The sequence below is a fragment of the Vibrio sp. R10-SG3-ISO10 genome (assembly GCF_059834185.1).
The window spans coordinates 57,023-75,038 of sequence record NZ_JCBDHG010000002.1 but is presented as its reverse complement, the minus strand read 5'-3'; the positions used below and the strand labels follow the sequence as shown (position 1 = coordinate 75,038).

The window sequence follows — 18,016 nt, the reverse complement described above, 5'->3', positions numbered from 1 at the left end:
TGCTCCATGAAACCGGATCTTAACGGTTTGATCCATAGTCTACGACTAGTGATCTTTCTAAAGAAAGATAACAGTGATGATTAGTATTACCCCCTGAAAAACGGGGATAACATTAAGGAAGCGGCGTATCTTGCTCGCCAGCGAGCTGACGCCTTAACCGCGCTTGAAGTATTGTACTGAGTCAGAGTTGGACTGTGTGTTGAAAGTCACACGGATTGATCTGTAGGGTGGTTTACTAGCGTAGTAGTATATACTTATGAAACAAATAGATGGCCCGAATTGGAGCGATGTAATGATCTACATCGAGATAGCATTGTTTCTTATACCATTGGTGATTTTTGGCTTAATCGTCAAAAGTCGGATGTCTGCTGTTGTCATTCGTCGTCTGTATTCTCTGAGTTTTTCTCTTACAATGGTTGTCATTGGGTATTCCTGGGCGGTGAATATTGGTTTGTTTGCTATGCCCAGTGAGGATGACAGCACCACGTTGCTCATCGGTAACGATTTTATGATCCTTGCCGACACCATCATCGTTGTCTTTTTGTATCTGTATATTCACACCATTCTGCCTCGTGTCGATGAAACCAAACCGAAACCCGTCAAATAATGCGTGATAACGCCCATTTTGATTGGTTTAGCACTGTAATAAGCCGTAGTGAACCGTCATGCACCACCGCCATATGCGTCGCTGCGCGACGGTCTGGCAAGAACCGAGGTTTTAATCGAAAATAACGATTGAAAGTGGTTTATTAATCGTCATAATCAAAGAGCTAACGTCGTGAGACAGGGGCACCCATTCACCAACGTCGTGAGACAGAGGTCAGTATGACAATCAGACAACAAGAGTTTGCCGACTTAATGGCCAAACTCGATGACATCGAGCGGGCGCTGGCTCAATCTGCACCAGACTGGTCAAGCATTCCTGCGTTTAAAAAGCCGATGGTCGCCATTCAGGCCGCCGAACAAGCCAAAAGCCACATCGACAACACCGTTTCCATTGTGAAGGCCATTACCCTGAACTTCCATCAGCGGCTCATTGAACTTGAGGAGGCGCAGCATGGCCAGTAAGAACCCCATCAAAGGCTACATTGCCTGTCCAACGCATGGTTGCGGCGAAGTGTGTACCGTGCATGCCGTTGGCGAACATCGCGTGCTCGAAGGCGGCGATCCACCGAAGAATAAGCGCCGTTTGGGTCAGCTCTATACCATTTGCCCCAACTGCAAAGCCAACCAAAGCGCGGGGAAACCGTTTCAAGACTGGTTAACTAACCACATGAAACCGACCCGTGAAGAGGTTGCTACTGGCTATAAAAACAGTACCCCGCAAAAACCGCACTCGGTAACCGATACCAAACCGCACGAAACCCCTCATGACGGGGGTAGTGAGGATAACCCGATAACTGAACCGAAACCGACCAAGATAACCAAACGAACCGTCGCGGGCGCTTTAGCCTTTGTCGGCGGCTGCGCGTTGCTGTTTGTCTTGCTGACGAAGAACAAGGAGCCTAGTGATGAGTCAAACCAATGAAATGGACGTGACCGCACCGGTCGATGAGCGTGATCTCACCGCGCAAGCGGCCATCGATGAGATGCAGCAAGAAGAACAAGTCGTTGAACAGGCGGAAAGCGACGAGCAGGAAGAAGCCAGCTTTGATCCGGAAACCTCGCGCCAAATGCTCGGCTATGGCTTAGGCATTGTCGAGTTCAGCGTCGGTGCGGCGTTTGATGTGCCATTTGAAATCGATGAGAACGTCGGCAACAAGTGGCTCGATGCGGCTACGCCAATGCTGCAGAAATACGGGCCCGCCGGTTTTGCTTGGTTTGCCGAATATGAAAAAGAGCTGGTCTTTGCCATGGCGTCGTGCACCTTGGTCGGCGGTTGTACGCTTCAGGTGCGTCGATTGCGTCAGGAAAAAGCCCTCAATGAGGTCAAAGCCAGCAAGGAAGCCACGCAGGTAGAAGGAGAGACGGATGAAGCTGCCCAATCCAGTCAACAAGAATAACGCGCTGAATGCTCAGCACGTGTGTTACATGGGCACGACGGGCAGCTGTAAAACCACCGCCATTCGTAAACTCAAACTGATCCCCAAGTCGGCTCAAGTGGTGATGTTCGATCCGTACGCCGAGCACTCCGAGCAACGGCTTGAAGGGCTCAAAGTCGTACCTTGTGCGTCGTTCTCTGAGTTCTATCAGCGTGCCTGGTATGAGCGAAAGCAGCGTAAGCCGTTTCGTCTGGCGCTTGTGAATCAGGAACGCAGCCGCGACAACCTTGAGCGCTTTGCGCAGATGGTGTGGTCATTGGGCGATGGCCAACACGCGCACGAGTTGCATTGCGTGATAGAGGAGCTGGCCAAGTGCACCAACAACACCGCTAAACTCGATGGTGTCGCGGGCGAACTGTGGACCGGTGGTCGTGGCTTTGGGTTGGTGATGCACGCGACCTTTCAGCGCAGTCAGGAAGTGCCGAAAACCGTGCTTGATGAATCGAAACATATCTACATTGGCGCGGTCAGTTCGAAACGTAATGCGCGCTATATTGCCGACTATTACGATGTGCCGTACGAGTCGATCCTCGCGCTGAAAGGTTGTCATGAGCGGGAGCATTTAGGCAACGGGAAGTATGCGGATTACATCCTCAAAAGCCCCGGTATCGGTAACCATCGTCAGGGCAAAATCTACCCTGCACGGTAAGGCTGAAACCTATTAGGTTAGAGTGTCTGCCTAATAGGTTTCACTCTCTATCCAACCCCTCATAGGCACCCTAGGGTCAGGGCATCCATTTCAATGAGGATGTCACTATGCGATTGAATGCTCGTAACGTTGCCATCATTGCTGGCGTATCAGCTTTGACGACAGGGGCGATCATCTTGGCCGTCAACAACAAAGTCGGCGGGTTAGATAAGCTTCTTGGCAAGTCCGGTTGGTTCTAAGGGGGCGCTATGTCAGTCAAACCAATCAAACTTAACTCTATGGTCGGGGCGGCTTGGGGACAAAAAGGCACACTGCCGATCCCCAATGGCCCGACGTATCACGAACTGGTGCTCGAAACCAACGCTGACGCGCAGGACATGACACGAATTTCCATCACTTTGAATGCTGAGGAAATCTACGTGTTGACCGGCGAAGAGCTGTTGATGCTGGAGCGCTACAAGCGCCGCGATCCCACCAGTGGCCATTACATTATTCCGTTCAGCGATGTCGTCGCTCGAACCAAAAATGGGGTGCGCTACACTGGCTTAGTCACAGAGCTGGGTGACAACATTCACCTCGATATTCAGTTCCGCAACAAGCGCGCGGATGCGGATCCACTCACGATCCAAGTGCATGCTTGGGTGAGTAACGCGCAAGCGATGCGTGTCGTGGTGCCACTAGTCAAACGCGAAACCATGCCCGCCAATGCAGCAGGCGTGAATGAGTTTACTAACCTGATCGCCAGTCCGCTCATCAGTATTCGCCGCATGCACTTTATGCACGACAAGATCACCAAGCTCGAAATTGAGCGTGATTTCGTCAAAGAGTTTGAAGCGAACAAGTTTATCGCCGAAGCCAACGCCAAGCGCAACGAACGCACACCGCAAGCAGGCTATTTCCACTTCGATCCTATTGTGCGCGGCTTCTCAATTGATGAACTGTTTCCCACGCAGCACAGCTCGAATTTGAAGTTCTCGGTCACCACCGAAGATGTACCCGGTTCCATTCCTATTTTGGTCGAATCGGTACGCCTTGAGCGACCAGAGAAGCTGCAAGGTGGCGCGGCCTAAGGAGCGCCCATGAAAAGCTTTTTTGATGATTTACTGGAGTTTGGCGCAGGGGCACTCGATTCGGTGGGTGAACATGCTGACTGGCTATTCGACACCAACGATCAAACCTCCAATCCAAACAAAACCCAGCAGCCTAATCATCCGCAGGTCGATAACGCCGGTAATGTGGTCACGCGTCCGATGGGCACCCAATCTGGTATCGATCCGATGGTGCTGTACATCGGTGGCGGTCTAGCACTGACCACCGTGGTGTTGCTTGGTGTGATGGCGTTTAAGAAGTAGGAGACGCGGATGCCAATTTTATTTTGGGTGTTAGGCGGGTTTGGCGCGGGCAGTGTATTCGGTCTGAGTGCCAGCAACGGTCTGAATAAGCTCCTGCTGTTGGTTGCGGTGATCGCCGCCATCATCTTGTTTAAAGGGGGCCTGTAATGCTTGGATCATTAACGTCGTTAACCGGTGGCGGAGGCTTACAAGGCGGTGCGTCAGGGCCGGCCATGTCCGGTACGTCGGGCAACACCACCAATAACATGGGTTTTACTGGTGGCGGGATCAATCTCGGTGGCACTAGCTCACAATGGTGGCTGATCGTGATGTTGGTGCTGCTCGTCATGTATGTGGCACTTAAGAAGTAGTCTTCAGCGTGAACAATGGACGCGGGTGAAAGACCAACTAAAACCACCACTGAAAGACTATTATCACGACGCCGAACGCGCGGTGAAACAGGGCAGCGAACACGTCTTTCGCCTTGATAACACCGTGATGCTATTAAGGGGTGAAGGACTCAAAGACGGCACTAAAGAATTGGTTGTGGTGGCTTTAGTTGGTGATATGGCCGCAGGCACATTGGGCGCGCTTAATCATGCCAGAGCCCATGGTTTTGACTCGATACGGGCGCACTTCTTTCGCGCTGGCGCTGAGCGGTTTATCCGTAAGCGGCTCAGGTTGCCGGTTCAGGAGATAGAACGCCGAGACGATGAGCGCGTTTTACGAATAAGGTTTGCAGATATGGGTGGCAGAAGCTCTTCACAAAGTCGACAAAGTACGGTCACAACGACGACCAATACCAGTGGTAGCGCGGCGGCGGGCCGAGATAACTACGGCATCATGGTCGCAGGGGTCAATGATTCCGATATCAATCTGACCATGACCGACCACGGTGCGATGGCCATTGCGGGTAATCTTGCCGAGGAAGCACTCGACTTTGGCCAGCAAACCCTACGCTCAAACGAAATCATCGTGACAGGGTCACTCGACACGGTCAATAACACCGTCGATGAGGCGTTTAACTTCGGTACGTCCGCGCTTGAAGAAACCTCGGAAGTCAGCCAGTACGCGATTGACTCGATCAAGTCGATGGCGGGCCAACAAACCGAAACCACCAAAGCGGCACTGGCGATGGCCAGTAGCGCCAAATCGCGCGAGCAGACCGGTGGTCTTGAGTCCGACAACAACTTACTGAAAAACATTTCTCTGATTGTCGGTATCGCCGGCACCATCATCACCGTCGCGGTGCTGTTTAAAGGAAGCCGCTCATGAGACAAGTGCACACCCTCGAACCCCATCAAACGTTAAGCTTTAACGCCGGACAGGCGGGTAAGTTCCTTATTCTGCGTGAGTCGACTCATACCTTGATGATACGCAGCGATGCGCTAAGGCCAACTGAAATTCAACGCGGCGATACGGTTGATGTAACCAAGTTTGATGAGCTGACTCTGGAAAACCATCACGATGACGCCGCCACGTTTGAATACCAAATCAGTGAAGTGCCAATTTTAACCCAAGCTCAGAAAGTCGATGTGTCCAACGCGGTGGTGGTGCATGAAGTGCAGCGCCCCGTAAGTGTGGTCGAAATACAACGAACAGTCAGAGCCCAAATCCAGAACGAATTGCTCAAGGTTCACGTCGATAACGAGACGCTGAGCGTGACGCCTAGCGTGACTTTGTACACCTACGCGCCGATTGATGAAGGCGTGTTCGAGCTCGATGGCACCGAACAGACTATTGCCGGCAGCTCCGAGCGTAAAGCGCTGTTTCTTCAGGTGCCGGATGACAATACCGAGCCCGTGATGGTACAGGGCTTTATGGTGATTAATCCCGGTGGCCATCTGCCACTCAATACCAATCAGGCCATCACGCTTAAGGGTAAAGACGGGGAAACCGTCAGAGTCGGGGAGATGCGCTAATGTTGATGCTGTATAACCCACCACCCAAAGCCAAACCCGATATTGAAATCGCCACAGAATCACAAGGTACCGTTGGCACGGCGGCGATTTTCCATTTTACGGACTACGTCGAACTGGTCGATTTGTCGTTTAAACGCACGTCACTGAGCAATCGCCAAACGATTCCTGCGCAGTTGTGCAGTCTGACACTGTCGTTTTTAAAAGGTGACCAGATTGTTGAGCGTCGTTATTTGTATCTGTCTTTCGCAGCCGGCGTCGATCATCACTATCCGATGACCCTCATTAAGCCCAAAGGCGCCGATGAGCTGCAAGTGGTGAGCAGTGTGGCGCTGGTTTCACGGATTGAAACGCGTTTGATCTTCAAACAGGAGGTGCCCGATGCGGTGGGCATTCCCCCTCTTATTAACAGTTAGCCTGGGAGTGTATCTGATGAATAAGAAGCAGATTGATAAAGCCGTCAGCGGTTTCACGCTGTCGGTTAGAAGCGAAACCAAATTGATTGGCGTCCATCACGATTTAAAGAACGTGGTCAGGCGTGCGCTAGAGCTGAGTCCGTTTGATTTTGGTATTACCTCGGGAAAACGCACGGCCGAAGAGCAGTTTCAGCTCTTTCAAGACAAGGCCAGTCAGCTTGACGGTTATTCGCGAATCAGTCGTCACCAAACCGGTCACGCGATTGACTATGTCGTGTATGACGAAGACGGAAACGTCACATGGGGCTTCAGTTACTACGAGCAAGTCAGTTGGGCGTTTAAACAAGCGGCCAGAGAACTGGGCGTGCCGATTGTCTGGGGTGGCGACTGGACGTCGTTTAAAGATGGTCCACACATTGAGCTCGATCGACAGGTGTACCCATGATTGGCGCGATAGTCAGTTTGTTTAATGGCGGACTCGCGACTTATAGGCAGTATAACCGCAATAAAGCGGAAGCCTTGAAGCGCAAAGACGAGCTCGATCAGGAGAAGCATCAGGCGAGGGTACGCCGGCTACAAAAAGGTGAAGAACAAGCCAGCAGTTTGGATGAAGTCAGCATCAAAGAGCGCGGCTTCAAAGATGAATTTATCCTACTTGTGGTGTTCATCCCGCTCATCTTGTCATTCATTCCCGATTATGCGCCCTATGTCGAACAAGGTTTTGCAGCGCTGCAGAACATCCCTGAGCCATACTGGTACGTTGTCGGCGCGGTCGTCATTGATACGCTTGGTATGCGTGCCATGGTTCGTTATCTGCTCGAATTTTTCTCAGGTAAGTTCAGGGGGCAGTGATGGGACTACTCGAAGCGATGCTCATTTCCTTAATCACCGGCGTGGTCTCAAGTGTAGGCACCATCGCAGCGCTCAAAACCGACATCAATTGGATAAAGAAAGTGCAGCAAGACCAGGAACAACGAATACGCAAACTGGAGGACAGTCATGGCTAAACGATGTTGTAAGTGCAAGGGCCGCAAGCAAAACGGCCAACTTAAGAAAGGCTATACGCTCAGAGGTGGACGCGTAGTGAAAGCTAGCGCTACGAGAAAGCGACGAAAAACAAGCCGTAAACGATAAAAAAACCGCTCAACAGGGCGGTTTTTCGTTCCGAGTTTCTAATAATAAGAAAATATGAAATTAGGTGCTTGTAAATTGCATGTTTGTCCACATAGAATGAGTGGTTTAATGAACATGAGGAAAGCGATAGTGAGTTCAACACAAGTTGGTCAAGTTACTGTTGTCGATTTGACTATCCCAGTCATAGAGTTTGAAGGTGAGAGAGTTGTCACACCACATATAGTCGATATATTGCACCGCCTAGCTTCAGGAACCGCAGAGGGTTTCTTTAGGCAAAATCAACATCGCTTAGTCAGCGGAAAGCACTATTTTCTTGCAACTCCAGATGAGCAGAACTTTTTCTCCAAGTTTAATATTAGTGTTCCACCTTCTGGATTGGTGCTACTAACTGAACGTGGGTATTCCATGTTAGTCAAAGGATTCAATGACGACTTTTCATGGGACGTACAAGAGCAGCTATCCGATGGCTACTTTGACAGTAAAAAGCCAATGTCCACAGCGGAGTTTCTAGTTCAGCAATCTCAACTAATTCTTGAGCATGACAACCGTATTAAGACGTTAGAGCAAGAAAACGTAAAGACTCAACAGCACTTATTGGATACGCGTCAACAGGTAAAAACAGTCAATGAGCTTGCTAACAACGCTTTGCAAGCCGCCAGTGCTGCATTGGAACACAAATTTGGCCAACCTAATCATTATACTGTTATGGCTTTTTGCCGAGCTAAAGGTTTAAAAATAGACTTGACCGAAGCTAAGTTAAGGGGTGCTCGAGCAGCCCAATTGACTCGCAGTCGTTCGGGAACGATATATGAAGTGCCTGATGAGCGCTTTGGTAAAGTAAATTCCTATGACGAAGCTATTTTACAAGAGATATTTAGTGACCGATTGTGATCAGTAGCGATACTAGAAAGTTGAAGTAGTCCCATAAGCTGTGTTTAAACAATAAGATGAGATAAGTAGTAATGATTATAGATGAGATAATTGCAAACATTGATTTTGGGGGGCCAAAGAGTTACTACTCGTTTGAAACTTTTATACAACACCTTTTTAAGCACCATATCGAAAACCAAGGAAAAGAGTTTGTGTTATCCCAAGGCAAAAATGTTTCTTGGGATGCCTATGCTCCACAAGGTTTTGATGAGTTTAAAGAAGCTACTTTAATAGAGATTAAGTTTAATTTTGCCGCAGGTCCCATCGCAAAGCAGCTTGAAAAACTACTGCACCAAGCTTCGCGCTTATATATAGAGACTCCTTTTCAGAATCTCTTACTTGTTAATGCTAAACCGATCCCAGTTTCTGTTATGGATCGTATCATGGCAGAGTTAGAATACTATTCACTCCCATTTAAGTTGATAGTTTGGGGACCAATAGAGCTCAACAGGATCGCATCAAAGAATAAACGAATAGTTAAAAAAATAGCTGATAACTTGTTCGCATTGCGATTGTCTTCTGCAATTTCAAAATCGCCTAGAGATTGGCGGGTGGAGCGTGATGAGGTTATAGAAAAATTAAAAAATAGTTATAGCAAAGGACAGTTTTCCTTGTTTCTAGGTGCTGGAGTATCTAGCAGTGCAGGTATGCCGGATTGGACTACGTTACTAAACTCACTTTTTGTCACTTATCTTACCCAAGAGTTTGACAACGATGTGGCAATTAAAGATGAGGACATTGGTGATTTGGTAAATCGTTTGAATACAGTTGATGAGCCTTCGGCTCTTATGGCTGCTCGTTATCTGCGAAAAGGACTATCAAAAAATGATAATGAAACTAAGGATTTTGTTAGGGCTGTTACTGATAACCTATATAAGCTTCGAGATGATAGTTACCCAATTGCTTCTGATTTAATTAAAGCTATTGCCTCCATGTGTTTGCCACGCCGAACAGGAGCGAAAGTAAAGTCAGTAGTAACCTATAATTTTGACGATTTGCTGGAGCGACAACTCAAAGAAAACACTATCCACCATCGTTGTATATACACAGATAATGAGGTTTACGACCCTGATGAGCTACCAATCTATCATGTGCATGGTTTCTTACCAGAAGTAAGAAAGTTTTATGAAGGGTTGGATAATTCAACCTTAGTGTTCTCTGAAGAGGGCTATCACCATATATATTCTGATTCGTATCACTGGTCCAATCTAGTTCAATTGAACTCTTTTAGAGAGAATAACTGTCTGATGGTTGGGCTATCAATGACGGATCCTAATTTGCGCAGGCTACTGGACATATCTTCCAGAAATATTGAGCAGTCGAAGCATTATTCATTTATGAAAAGGTTGTCTACATCTGATTTTTGTTTTGACACTGAGACTGGCAAGAAGAAAGCTGTTGTAAACAATGTAGATGCCGCTGAAAAATTTTTACTTAGGCATCATGCGTTGAATGAAGAGCTAATGAAGGAGTTAGGCGTAACGGTGATATGGTATGAATCTTATGATGAGATACCAGAGATCATACGTAGAGTCTCAAAGTACGAAAACTAATTTGGTTTGCAAGGTATGTAATTCAAAAGCGCGCAGGTGCTAACTTTGGGAGTCGTGATGGATACCGAAAAACTTACTTCAATTCTGGTTGAGCTCTTACCAAAATTAACTGATAGTCCTATTCGGACGACTCCGGCTATGACCGATCCGACTTTCAATTTTTACGCGATAAAGATAGAAGAACTCGAATCATTATTACTATTTTTAAGTTCTCAACAGAGAATCAAAGCTGTTTTCGAAGATAAACTCATGAATACAGGCAGTGGTTCATCTCAAGTCAGTATTGAACTTCTAGCTCGATGGCTTGTTGGAAGATCTAGGTTGGACGGTATAAATCAGGCTGTGCAGTGTTTGGGGTCATTTCTGGACACCGATAGTACACCATGTTTTCAAGTTTTAACGATTTCCGGAATTAGCGTGAAAGATGTTATTCATATTAATGAGAACATTGAACTTATACCATTTGATAAACTGCCAGACTCTCGCGTAAAAGAGTCCTTGTATCCATTATATATGAGGCCGGAGTTCATTTTGAAAATGGGTTTTTTGCCTCATCACATGAACAATGGTTACCGTCCTCCAGAGTCCGCTGTAGTAATGAAAGCTACGGCTAGACCTAAGTCATATAATGTCTCTGAAATGTCATCTTCAAATCATTTAAGCTTTCAGAAACTATATGAGTTTTGTGAATTTCTGACGTTAGTTAAAAAATCTACCCCTGTTCCTGTAGCAGCTTGGTGCGATTTACCAAACAATACACCTTGCAAAGAGCTCCTCGGTGGGGGGTGGAGTGGGACTGTAATCGATGTACTTTCACGAACCACAACGCACTTAACGGAAGAGGACTGGATACAAAAGAGTCGGTTGTATTCTAAATTTGCAGCATTGGATCAAAATGTAAGAGATTTGCTGCGCGTACCAATTGAGCGGATAAATCAAGCTCGACGTAGAAGTAATCCCGTTGATAAGGCTATAGATTTAGGGGTAGCTTGTGAAGCACTATTTTTGAGTGACAAGCAACACAATGAGCAGCTCTCCTTTATTCTTAGACTACGAGCTGCACTGTTTTTAGGTGAAAGTGTTGAGCAGCGTAAAAAGTTATTACGATTCTTCTCATCGCTGTATAGTTGCCGCTCTCAAGCTGCGCATTCCGGCAAGCTAGACGCAAAAGTGAAAATTGCTCATAGAGGTCATGAAGAAGTAACAAAGGTTCTAGATGAGGCAGACACCTACTGTGTGGAGGCTATTTGTAAAATAATCGAGCAAGGAAAGACCCCCGATTGGGAATTAATGATGCTGGAAAGCTCCAATAAACACATCACCTGAAATATATCACAAACGTTTTATGAGGTATTTCTAATCTCTTGTAATCGAAAAGGGTTTCGCGTTTTATTCTAGCAAACCTAAGTCACCACCAACCCTAAGTGAGTCAAATGGCTTCGCAAACTCACTCTGGATTCGGAGCACTTCGTCCTTATCGAGACCATTGATATATTCTCGATAAGGCTTTTCTTCCAATAAGAAACGTAACGGCTCTTTTGCGGGTGCAGGGGCCGTTTCTGCAGTTTTGATTAGGTAGGCTTTTTCTTGTGCAGAACAACGGGCACGGTTGTCTAACGACAGATAAAGCACCACGTTTTTCTTGCTTTGAATATCAAGTTCAGAAAACCAGTCAGTGACAGGAAATTCGGCGGTATTGTTCTTCGCGATGGCAAGGCATTCCTCAAGCTTATTGCCATAGTCAATCATTGCTTGCTGAAAGGCGTCAGCGTGCACGCTAGTGCTTATGAGCAAGGCGCAGAGTAGGGAGCTACAACGTCGCACGGGATACACACCTCCAAAATTCACCTTCTTCTCCATGAGTTCGCCAGCTTAACGGTTCGGCAATACCATTAATTCGGTTCTTAACGATGCTGTTCACTGAGGATAACACCTCAGAAAACTCAACCCAATCATAGCCCGCGATGCTAATTAACGTCTCGGCTGGCTTTTGCTTACCGAGGAAGAGATCGAACAACGGCACGGCGCCAACCGAATACGCGAGCATATTGCCATCTTCCATGATGTCTTTTATCTCGGCAACAGCATCAAGTGACTCCGACGACAGTTGCAGATTGTTGATTGAGCAGTAACCCAGTTCCGCCATCACTTTAGTCCTTAGTTAATGGTCGTGAAGGGTTGGTATAGCATCATTGCAAACCGTTGACTATCTCATGGTGAGGATTAGGAATAAAGATCAAGCTTGACGAAGAGTCATCACACAAACGTCTCAAGGCAGTGTGATTGGCTAGGGCTTGTTCACAGGGAAAGGCACTACATTGTTGTAATAGCGTGTTGGGCCTTTGGGCTCGTAGACGAAGGCTTTGGGTAATCCGTCGTATAGCACGATGTAATGCTCATCCCAGATCCGAACGCCCACCAGGTATGAGTGGGTTTCAAGTTTGACCCAGGTTTGGCCATCATCCGGACTGTAGCTCGTGAAACCAACCAGCTTGACACGTTGGTAGTTGTCGCATTCATTCACATCGATGGCGCCGCGAAATAGGGCTTCTTTGATCGTTCCGTCTTTGAGCAAGCAGGGCACTTGGATAGTGCGACCGCGGTGATCCTGACCCTTATCATCGACACGTTGACCAACGTGACTTTTCACATATCTAAACTGCATAATTAGAATGACTGTATATACATACAGTTATTCTAATGTATAGATAGGGATTTGCAAGTTGACTGAAAGCGTAACGTATTTTGGTACATGTCTAGCCACAGAACGCGGTCAATATCACGGTGCATGCGCTCTAGGATCGATTCAACATAGCCTTGATATTCGCAGCACATTACATGCACCACACAGTCTTGCGTGAGTGTTTGATTGTCTAAAAGTTCGTAATGGCGGCCATAGAGGGATTGAATGGCCGCCATCGGCGATTTGGCAGTGATGAGTGAATAGTCGCGCCAATTAGTGACACAATATAACGGCATTGTTTATTCCATGAATTCTTCTTAAGAGACACTGTATATAGAAAGCAAACTTCCTTACAGAGTCGTGAGCGAGACATGAGTCGAGTGATCGAGAAGAATCACTGCAAAATCTAACTGGCGATAGTCACTTAAATTTACTCGGTATCCAGGGCGCAGGCTGACGACGATGACCGCCACCTGAAAATGGCAGCACGTTTTCCTTAGGTGGATAATGCTTAGGGTTGTTAATGTGACCGTGTAACTCGACCAATTGGCGATGTTCGTCGCGCCAATGGACAAAGGCCAACAGTTCTTTGGGGCTAAACTCGCGGCGTTCGGGCGTGATCAATGTGGCGCGTTCTTCATGCACGCGAAAACCATCCCAGCGTTCGTCGATGGGCAGATAGCCACGAGATTTGAGCAAGAGTAATTTTTCTGCCATCGGTGGCACGGGATGATGACCAATCAGCCAGCGTTTGACTGTGATCGGTTGAACGTGAAAAAACGCCGCGGCTTGTTTGATGTCCATGAACTGACGGTGGACGAGCTGATGAAAACTCAACAAATTCATGTGATCTTCCTTCTAATAGTAAAATTAATTCGACCCAATTTTTAATAGGTCCTGACGTTTAATGCGCGCAGACTGATTGTCAATGGCGATGAAAAACCCACAAGAATGACTAAAGTCGTCGCGCGACAAAACTGAGTTAGGAAAAGCACAGACCGAATGACAAGGCGCGAATCCTTATTTATCGACTAATTGAATTCAGATTTGGAAGCAAAACAAAATGTTAGGATTTCAAGAAATGACCAATTGCAGTGAAAACCAAGCTATTGATAATCCGAGCAAAAAATACAATTTAGTGCGCATTATGTATATTATGTTAAATTGAATATGCGTGTACGCGAAATCTGGCTTGTTTATGGCTGTTGGTACTCTACTTTGCTCTAATTCATTGAACATAATGGATTTACCATAAAATACCTAATAAACAGTATTTATAATCTGTCGATTCTAATACTGTTTATTAGTGATCGTTTAACACAGCGCTGAAGCTGTACCTCTGATTGCGAAGATGTTGTTGTTCAATACATCGTAATGATGTCTGTTTACTGCGTTTTCAAATATTCCGTCAATGCCCATTAGCACTGATGGTTTTGCGATACGATCTGGCGTTGACGTGAAAATCTGATTCTTCAGTGTATAAACGTTACTCTGCATTTTCTCGAACTGTGCTTTGTTGCTTGCGATCCGCTGATACGTTTCTAGAATTTGCTCTTTTGAATAATTGAGCATTGAATTGCTCGAAAAATTTGTTCCCCAACTAGTCAGAACCTTTTCAGCAAAGTCTCTTGTGATCTGTCCAGGGCCAAAGAGTTTATGCTCACCCTTGCCACCGCCGCTCGTTCGTGATGCTCCCACTAATGTCGCATGTCTACCGGGAATCATGGTTGTGTAGAACTTAGTGTTCTTGTGGAGTTTTGGCATTCTAGCCTTGAAGAATAAAGAACGTTCGTCTTTGGCATAAAAACAGACGATTTGTTTTACGTTTGAGCCTAGCGACTTATAGTTCTTAAAGGCGTTAAGACCACCTGGTACAGGATCGAGGGCGAATATATTGACACTTATGTTTGCAAGCTGCGGATGCTCAAGTAACTCGTTGGCAAGTTCGAAGCAACTTACGCCACCACGACTCCAACCGATAAGATTCAGCTGTGTTATGGGATCTCTCTGCCGCTCTCTTTTTATGTTCTGCATTTGTAAATCCAAGCCGCTTTTCAGATCGCTGGCCAACTCGTTTCGTTCTTGTTTCCAGCGCGAATACGCAGAGCTAAGGCGATTAAAAGGTTTGGATTCATCCAACAAAGCACTTGCTCTATCTTTATAGTCTTTCTTTTCGCTAGAACTGCCTTTAAGTAAGTTAATGACATGGGAGATATTGCTCTCTACGCCCCAGCCTGCCAGTTGGCCGAACAGAGTCCAATGTACCTGATCACCGGTCTGTTTGCGCCATTCACTTAGGTTCCCACTCCCTACTCCATCAACTTGTATATAGTCGATGTTATCTCGACCCAATACGTTTTTTGCGAGGACAGAAACTAACTCACCGGAAGCATAACTTTTATGAACATGATTTTCCGATGTGGCGCCGGTACCACTAAAAAAGACTGTGACTGTGGACATTATTTCCCTCGCATGCGCTTCAAGCTGAGAACAAACTTGAAATTACTTGGTTAACTATCATTAATTGAAAAGATAGAACACGAGATTGACTTCACAAAAGAAATCGACGAATAAATGACAGGCTAAGTAACTTTATGCGGTAAACCTATCAAATCAGGTCACCGCATTAGAAGAAATTATTGGGAGAAAATTCGGGATGGTTTTTTGGTTAAATTCTAAACGTCACACCGACTATTTGGCTCTCTTGTAGATCGGATAATTGAATTTCTAGGTTATCGAATTCTTCCCCTTTTATTTGCCAATTATTTTCATTTTCTATGATTTGGACAGACTTATTTTCGGTTGAAATTTTCCAGTTATTTGAGGGTTTATTCAGGGTTATTTTTCCTTCCAATTTCGAAGCTGAAAACTGGTCATTTTTAACACTAAAAGTACAATTTGGTTTCAACTCACACTCTATTTCTTGCCCTTCAGTAAATGTGACCGTACGCCAAATAAACGCTGTAATAAGTAGGGTTAACATGATGATTATTTGAACAAAACGGCCTCGTGTGAGTTTCTGTGCTGCCATTATGTGGGGTTCTCCGTGTAACAAACTTCAAAGTTTTAAAATAAAAGGCCAAAACCAGACCGACTGTAAGGTTACTACGCTGTCATTGAATTGTTAAATGCAGTATAGTTGGCGGCTGAAAATGCCACTTTTTTTAAAAACTGGCAAGAATATTTAACCAATGAATTTTGGTGTGATTTTCTTAACAGTTTTGGGTGGCATTACGACATGTGTCGTGTTGGAAGTAAAGTGTAGTTAATTAGAAATTGGAAGCATGCAAATGAGCCAAGAAAAGCAGCTTGAACAAAACTACAACTATACAGTCGTCCGTCAATTTACCCTTGTTACTATTCTTTGGGGCATTGTCGGAATGGCCGTTGGTGTTTTGATTGCCGCTCAATTAGTTTGGCCACAGCTAAACTTTGATACGCCGTGGTTGACGTACAGTCGCTTACGTCCTCTGCATACTAATGCGGTTATTTTTGCGTTTGGTACAAGTGCCCTGTTCGCAACGTCTTATTACGTTGTTCAGCGTACCTGTCAAACTCGTCTCTTTGGTGGCCCTCTTGTCGCCTTTACCTTTTGGGGCTGGCAAGCCATCATTTTAGCAGCCGCGATTACTCTGCCATTGGGTTTCACCTCTGGTAAGGAATACGCAGAGCTAGAATGGCCAATCGATATTGCCATCGCAGTTGTTTGGGTTTCTTACGCTATCGTGTTCTTTGGAACATTGATAACCCGTAGGACATCTCACATCTACGTAGCAAACTGGTTCTTCGGTGCCTTTATCATCACTGTTGCGGTTCTTCATATCGTAAACAGCATGGCAATCCCTGTATCTATTGGTAAGTCTTATTCGATTTACTCAGGTGCGGTGGATGCAATGGTTCAGTGGTGGTACGGACACAACGCAGTAGGTTTCCTACTGACAGCTGGTTTCCTAGGTATGATGTACTACTTCGTACCTAAGCAAGCTGAACGTCCTGTTTACTCTTACCGTCTGTCTATCGTTCACTTCTGGGCATTAGTATCTCTATACATCTGGGCTGGTCCTCACCACCTACACTACACTGCACTTCCAGATTGGACGCAGTCTCTAGGTATGGTGATGTCACTGGTTCTATTCGCTCCGTCTTGGGGTGGTATGATCAACGGTATCATGACGCTGTCTGGTGCTTGGCACAAACTACGTTATGACCCTATTCTACGTTTCCTGATTGTATCTCTATCGTTCTACGGTATGTCTACGTTTGAAGGTCCAATGATGTCTATTAAGACAGTAAACGCACTGTCTCACTACACTGACTGGACTATCGGCCACGTACACTCTGGTGCGCTAGGTTGGGTTGCTATGGTATCTATCGGTTCGGTATACCACTTAGTCCCTCGCCTATTCGGTCAAGAGCGTATGTACTCTGTTGGTCTAATCAATACTCACTTCTGGTTAGCAACTATCGGTACCGTTCTATACATCGTTGCAATGTGGATCTCTGGTGTAATGCAAGGTCTGATGTGGCGTGCAGTTAACTCTGACGGTACGTTGACATACAGCTTTGTTGAGTCAGTTGAAGCGTCTTACCCATTCTACTTTGTACGTTTCCTAGGTGGATTTATTTTCCTAGCAGGTATGTTCCTAATGGCATACAACACGTATAAGACGGTAACAGCGCCTAAAGATAGCCTTAAAGCTATCCCACAGCCGGCATAAGGAGATTTAAAGAATGAGTTCTAATTCTAACAATCGCCACGAAATTGTTGAACGCAATGTCGGTTTACTCGCGATTCTTATCGTTTTTGCAATCAGCTTGGGTGCTCTTGTAGAGATCACTCCTCTGATTTTCCAAAAGCAAACGACTGAGCCTGTAGAGAACCTACGTCCTTATACAGCGCTTGAAATGGAAGGTCGTGATGTATACATCCGTGAAGGTTGTAACGTATGTCACAGCCAAATGATTCGTCCATTCCGCTCTGAGACGGAACGTTACGGTCACTACTCTGTAGCTGGTGAAAGTGTATACGAGCATCCATTCCTATGGGGCTCTAAGCGTACAGGTCCTGACCTAGCGCGCGTTGGTGGTCGTTACTCTGATGAGTGGCACCGCGTACACCTAATTGACCCACGTGAGTTGGTTCCTGAGTCAAACATGCCTGGTTTCCCATGGCTTGAAGAAAATGTTCTTGATGGTAAGAACACTCAGAAGAAACTTGAAATCTTCCGTGATCAGTTTGGTGTTCCTTACACTGATGAGCAAATCGCAAACGCGTCTAAAGATGTAGAAGGTAAAACAGAGATGGATGCAATCATCGCTTACCTTCAGTCTCTTGGTCACGCAATGAAGTAATAAAGGG

Annotated in this window: 28 protein-coding genes; 21 read left to right on the top strand and 7 right to left on the bottom strand. The window is 46.1% G+C overall.

Annotated features, from left to right (window positions below; all coding sequences use genetic code 11):
- The first annotated feature begins 256 nt into the window (after positions 1 to 256).
- From AC6R16_RS01035 to AC6R16_RS00945, 19 genes are all read left to right on the top strand, one after another.
- Positions 257 to 607 (top strand): hypothetical protein, encoded by a 351-nt coding sequence (locus tag AC6R16_RS01035; protein ID WP_272283391.1) that lies wholly within the window; start codon positions 257 to 259, stop codon positions 605 to 607.
- 218 nt (positions 608 to 825) lie between these two features.
- Positions 826 to 1,068: a hypothetical protein gene (locus tag AC6R16_RS01030; RefSeq protein WP_500673266.1), complete on the top strand. Its 243-nt coding sequence runs from the start codon at positions 826 to 828 to the stop codon at positions 1,066 to 1,068.
- The gene (locus AC6R16_RS01025) at positions 1,058 to 1,528 is read left to right on the top strand and encodes a hypothetical protein (RefSeq protein ID WP_500673265.1); all 471 of its coding nucleotides are present in this window, start codon (positions 1,058 to 1,060) and stop codon (positions 1,526 to 1,528) included. The genes AC6R16_RS01030 and AC6R16_RS01025 overlap by 11 nt, the downstream gene beginning before the upstream one ends.
- Positions 1,512 to 2,003 carry a hypothetical protein gene (locus tag AC6R16_RS01020; protein WP_500673264.1) on the top strand — a complete coding sequence of 164 codons (492 nt, stop codon included), beginning with the start codon at positions 1,512 to 1,514 and terminating at the stop codon, positions 2,001 to 2,003. Before AC6R16_RS01025 ends, AC6R16_RS01020 begins: the two co-directional genes overlap by 17 nt.
- Positions 1,972 to 2,691, top strand: coding sequence for a hypothetical protein (locus AC6R16_RS01015; RefSeq protein WP_500673263.1), 720 nt, complete (start codon positions 1,972 to 1,974; stop codon positions 2,689 to 2,691). Before AC6R16_RS01020 ends, AC6R16_RS01015 begins: the two co-directional genes overlap by 32 nt.
- Positions 2,692 to 2,798: 107 nt before the next feature.
- The gene (locus AC6R16_RS01010; RefSeq protein ID WP_257214423.1) at positions 2,799 to 2,930 is read left to right on the top strand and encodes a hypothetical protein; all 132 of its coding nucleotides are present in this window, start codon (positions 2,799 to 2,801) and stop codon (positions 2,928 to 2,930) included.
- 9 nt (positions 2,931 to 2,939) lie between these two features.
- On the top strand, positions 2,940 to 3,761 hold the full coding sequence (locus tag AC6R16_RS01005; RefSeq protein ID WP_171803105.1) for a major capsid protein P2: 822 nt from the start codon (positions 2,940 to 2,942) through the stop codon (positions 3,759 to 3,761).
- Between the two features lie 9 nt (positions 3,762 to 3,770).
- Positions 3,771 to 4,043 carry a hypothetical protein gene (locus AC6R16_RS01000; RefSeq protein WP_272283386.1) on the top strand — a complete coding sequence of 91 codons (273 nt, stop codon included), beginning with the start codon at positions 3,771 to 3,773 and terminating at the stop codon, positions 4,041 to 4,043.
- Between the two features lie 9 nt (positions 4,044 to 4,052).
- A complete protein-coding gene (locus AC6R16_RS00995; RefSeq protein ID WP_272280831.1) occupies positions 4,053 to 4,190 on the top strand; it encodes a hypothetical protein in 138 nt (45 codons plus the stop codon).
- A 65-nt stretch (positions 4,191 to 4,255) separates the two neighbouring features.
- The gene (locus AC6R16_RS00990; protein WP_500673262.1) at positions 4,256 to 4,393 is read left to right on the top strand and encodes a hypothetical protein; all 138 of its coding nucleotides are present in this window, start codon (positions 4,256 to 4,258) and stop codon (positions 4,391 to 4,393) included.
- Positions 4,394 to 4,520: 127 nt separating this feature from the next.
- Positions 4,521 to 5,297, top strand: a complete 777-nt coding sequence (locus AC6R16_RS00985; RefSeq protein ID WP_500673582.1) for a hypothetical protein — start codon at positions 4,521 to 4,523, stop codon at positions 5,295 to 5,297.
- Complete coding sequence (locus tag AC6R16_RS00980) at positions 5,294 to 5,944, top strand: hypothetical protein (protein ID WP_500673261.1); 651 nt, start codon at positions 5,294 to 5,296, stop codon at positions 5,942 to 5,944. Before AC6R16_RS00985 ends, AC6R16_RS00980 begins: the two co-directional genes overlap by 4 nt.
- Positions 5,944 to 6,357, top strand: a complete 414-nt coding sequence (locus AC6R16_RS00975; RefSeq protein WP_500673260.1) for a hypothetical protein — start codon at positions 5,944 to 5,946, stop codon at positions 6,355 to 6,357. The genes AC6R16_RS00980 and AC6R16_RS00975 overlap by 1 nt, the downstream gene beginning before the upstream one ends.
- Before the next feature lie 16 nt (positions 6,358 to 6,373).
- Entirely contained in the window at positions 6,374 to 6,802 is a 429-nt protein-coding gene (locus AC6R16_RS00970) for a M15 family metallopeptidase (protein WP_239826604.1), read from the top strand.
- Positions 6,799 to 7,209, top strand: coding sequence for a hypothetical protein (locus AC6R16_RS00965; RefSeq protein ID WP_500673259.1), 411 nt, complete (start codon positions 6,799 to 6,801; stop codon positions 7,207 to 7,209). The genes AC6R16_RS00970 and AC6R16_RS00965 overlap by 4 nt, the downstream gene beginning before the upstream one ends.
- Positions 7,209 to 7,364: a hypothetical protein gene (locus AC6R16_RS00960; RefSeq protein ID WP_500673258.1), complete on the top strand. Its 156-nt coding sequence runs from the start codon at positions 7,209 to 7,211 to the stop codon at positions 7,362 to 7,364. Before AC6R16_RS00965 ends, AC6R16_RS00960 begins: the two co-directional genes overlap by 1 nt.
- A 256-nt stretch (positions 7,365 to 7,620) precedes the next feature.
- On the top strand, positions 7,621 to 8,382 hold the full coding sequence (locus AC6R16_RS00955) for an ORF6N domain-containing protein (RefSeq protein ID WP_500673257.1): 762 nt from the start codon (positions 7,621 to 7,623) through the stop codon (positions 8,380 to 8,382).
- Positions 8,383 to 8,453: 71 nt separating this feature from the next.
- On the top strand, positions 8,454 to 9,974 hold the full coding sequence (locus AC6R16_RS00950; protein ID WP_500673256.1) for an SIR2 family protein: 1,521 nt from the start codon (positions 8,454 to 8,456) through the stop codon (positions 9,972 to 9,974).
- A gap of 57 nt (positions 9,975 to 10,031) precedes the next feature.
- Positions 10,032 to 11,300 (top strand): hypothetical protein, encoded by a 1,269-nt coding sequence (locus AC6R16_RS00945; protein ID WP_500673255.1) that lies wholly within the window; start codon positions 10,032 to 10,034, stop codon positions 11,298 to 11,300.
- A gap of 63 nt (positions 11,301 to 11,363) precedes the next feature.
- On the opposite strand, the gene AC6R16_RS00940 is transcribed toward AC6R16_RS00945, so the two are convergent.
- The 7 genes from AC6R16_RS00940 to AC6R16_RS00910 form a co-directional block, all read right to left on the bottom strand.
- On the bottom strand, positions 11,364 to 11,750 hold the full coding sequence (locus AC6R16_RS00940) for a hypothetical protein (RefSeq protein WP_500673254.1): 387 nt from the start codon (positions 11,748 to 11,750) through the stop codon (positions 11,364 to 11,366).
- A gap of 34 nt (positions 11,751 to 11,784) precedes the next feature.
- Complete coding sequence (locus AC6R16_RS00935; RefSeq protein WP_253649409.1) at positions 11,785 to 12,120, bottom strand: hypothetical protein; 336 nt, start codon at positions 12,118 to 12,120, stop codon at positions 11,785 to 11,787.
- A gap of 141 nt (positions 12,121 to 12,261) precedes the next feature.
- Complete coding sequence (locus tag AC6R16_RS00930) at positions 12,262 to 12,639, bottom strand: hypothetical protein (protein WP_500673253.1); 378 nt, start codon at positions 12,637 to 12,639, stop codon at positions 12,262 to 12,264.
- Positions 12,640 to 12,671: 32 nt separating this feature from the next.
- Positions 12,672 to 12,953, bottom strand: a complete 282-nt coding sequence (locus AC6R16_RS00925) for a hypothetical protein (protein ID WP_500673252.1) — start codon at positions 12,951 to 12,953, stop codon at positions 12,672 to 12,674.
- Between the two features lie 124 nt (positions 12,954 to 13,077).
- Entirely contained in the window at positions 13,078 to 13,503 is a 426-nt protein-coding gene (locus tag AC6R16_RS00920) for a phage protein (protein WP_500673251.1), read from the bottom strand.
- Between the two features lie 468 nt (positions 13,504 to 13,971).
- On the bottom strand, positions 13,972 to 15,117 hold the full coding sequence (locus tag AC6R16_RS00915) for a hypothetical protein (RefSeq protein WP_500673250.1): 1,146 nt from the start codon (positions 15,115 to 15,117) through the stop codon (positions 13,972 to 13,974).
- Between the two features lie 208 nt (positions 15,118 to 15,325).
- The gene (locus AC6R16_RS00910; protein ID WP_171324314.1) at positions 15,326 to 15,688 is read right to left on the bottom strand and encodes a hypothetical protein; all 363 of its coding nucleotides are present in this window, start codon (positions 15,686 to 15,688) and stop codon (positions 15,326 to 15,328) included.
- A gap of 259 nt (positions 15,689 to 15,947) precedes the next feature.
- Between AC6R16_RS00910 and ccoN the strand changes: the two genes are divergently transcribed.
- Both ccoN and ccoO read left to right on the top strand, forming a co-directional pair.
- Positions 15,948 to 17,375: a cytochrome-c oxidase, cbb3-type subunit I gene (ccoN, locus tag AC6R16_RS00905; RefSeq protein WP_500673249.1), complete on the top strand. Its 1,428-nt coding sequence runs from the start codon at positions 15,948 to 15,950 to the stop codon at positions 17,373 to 17,375.
- 13 nt (positions 17,376 to 17,388) lie between these two features.
- A complete protein-coding gene (ccoO, locus tag AC6R16_RS00900) occupies positions 17,389 to 18,009 on the top strand; it encodes a cytochrome-c oxidase, cbb3-type subunit II (RefSeq protein WP_004745914.1) in 621 nt (206 codons plus the stop codon).
- The last annotated feature ends 7 nt before the right edge of the window (positions 18,010 to 18,016 follow it).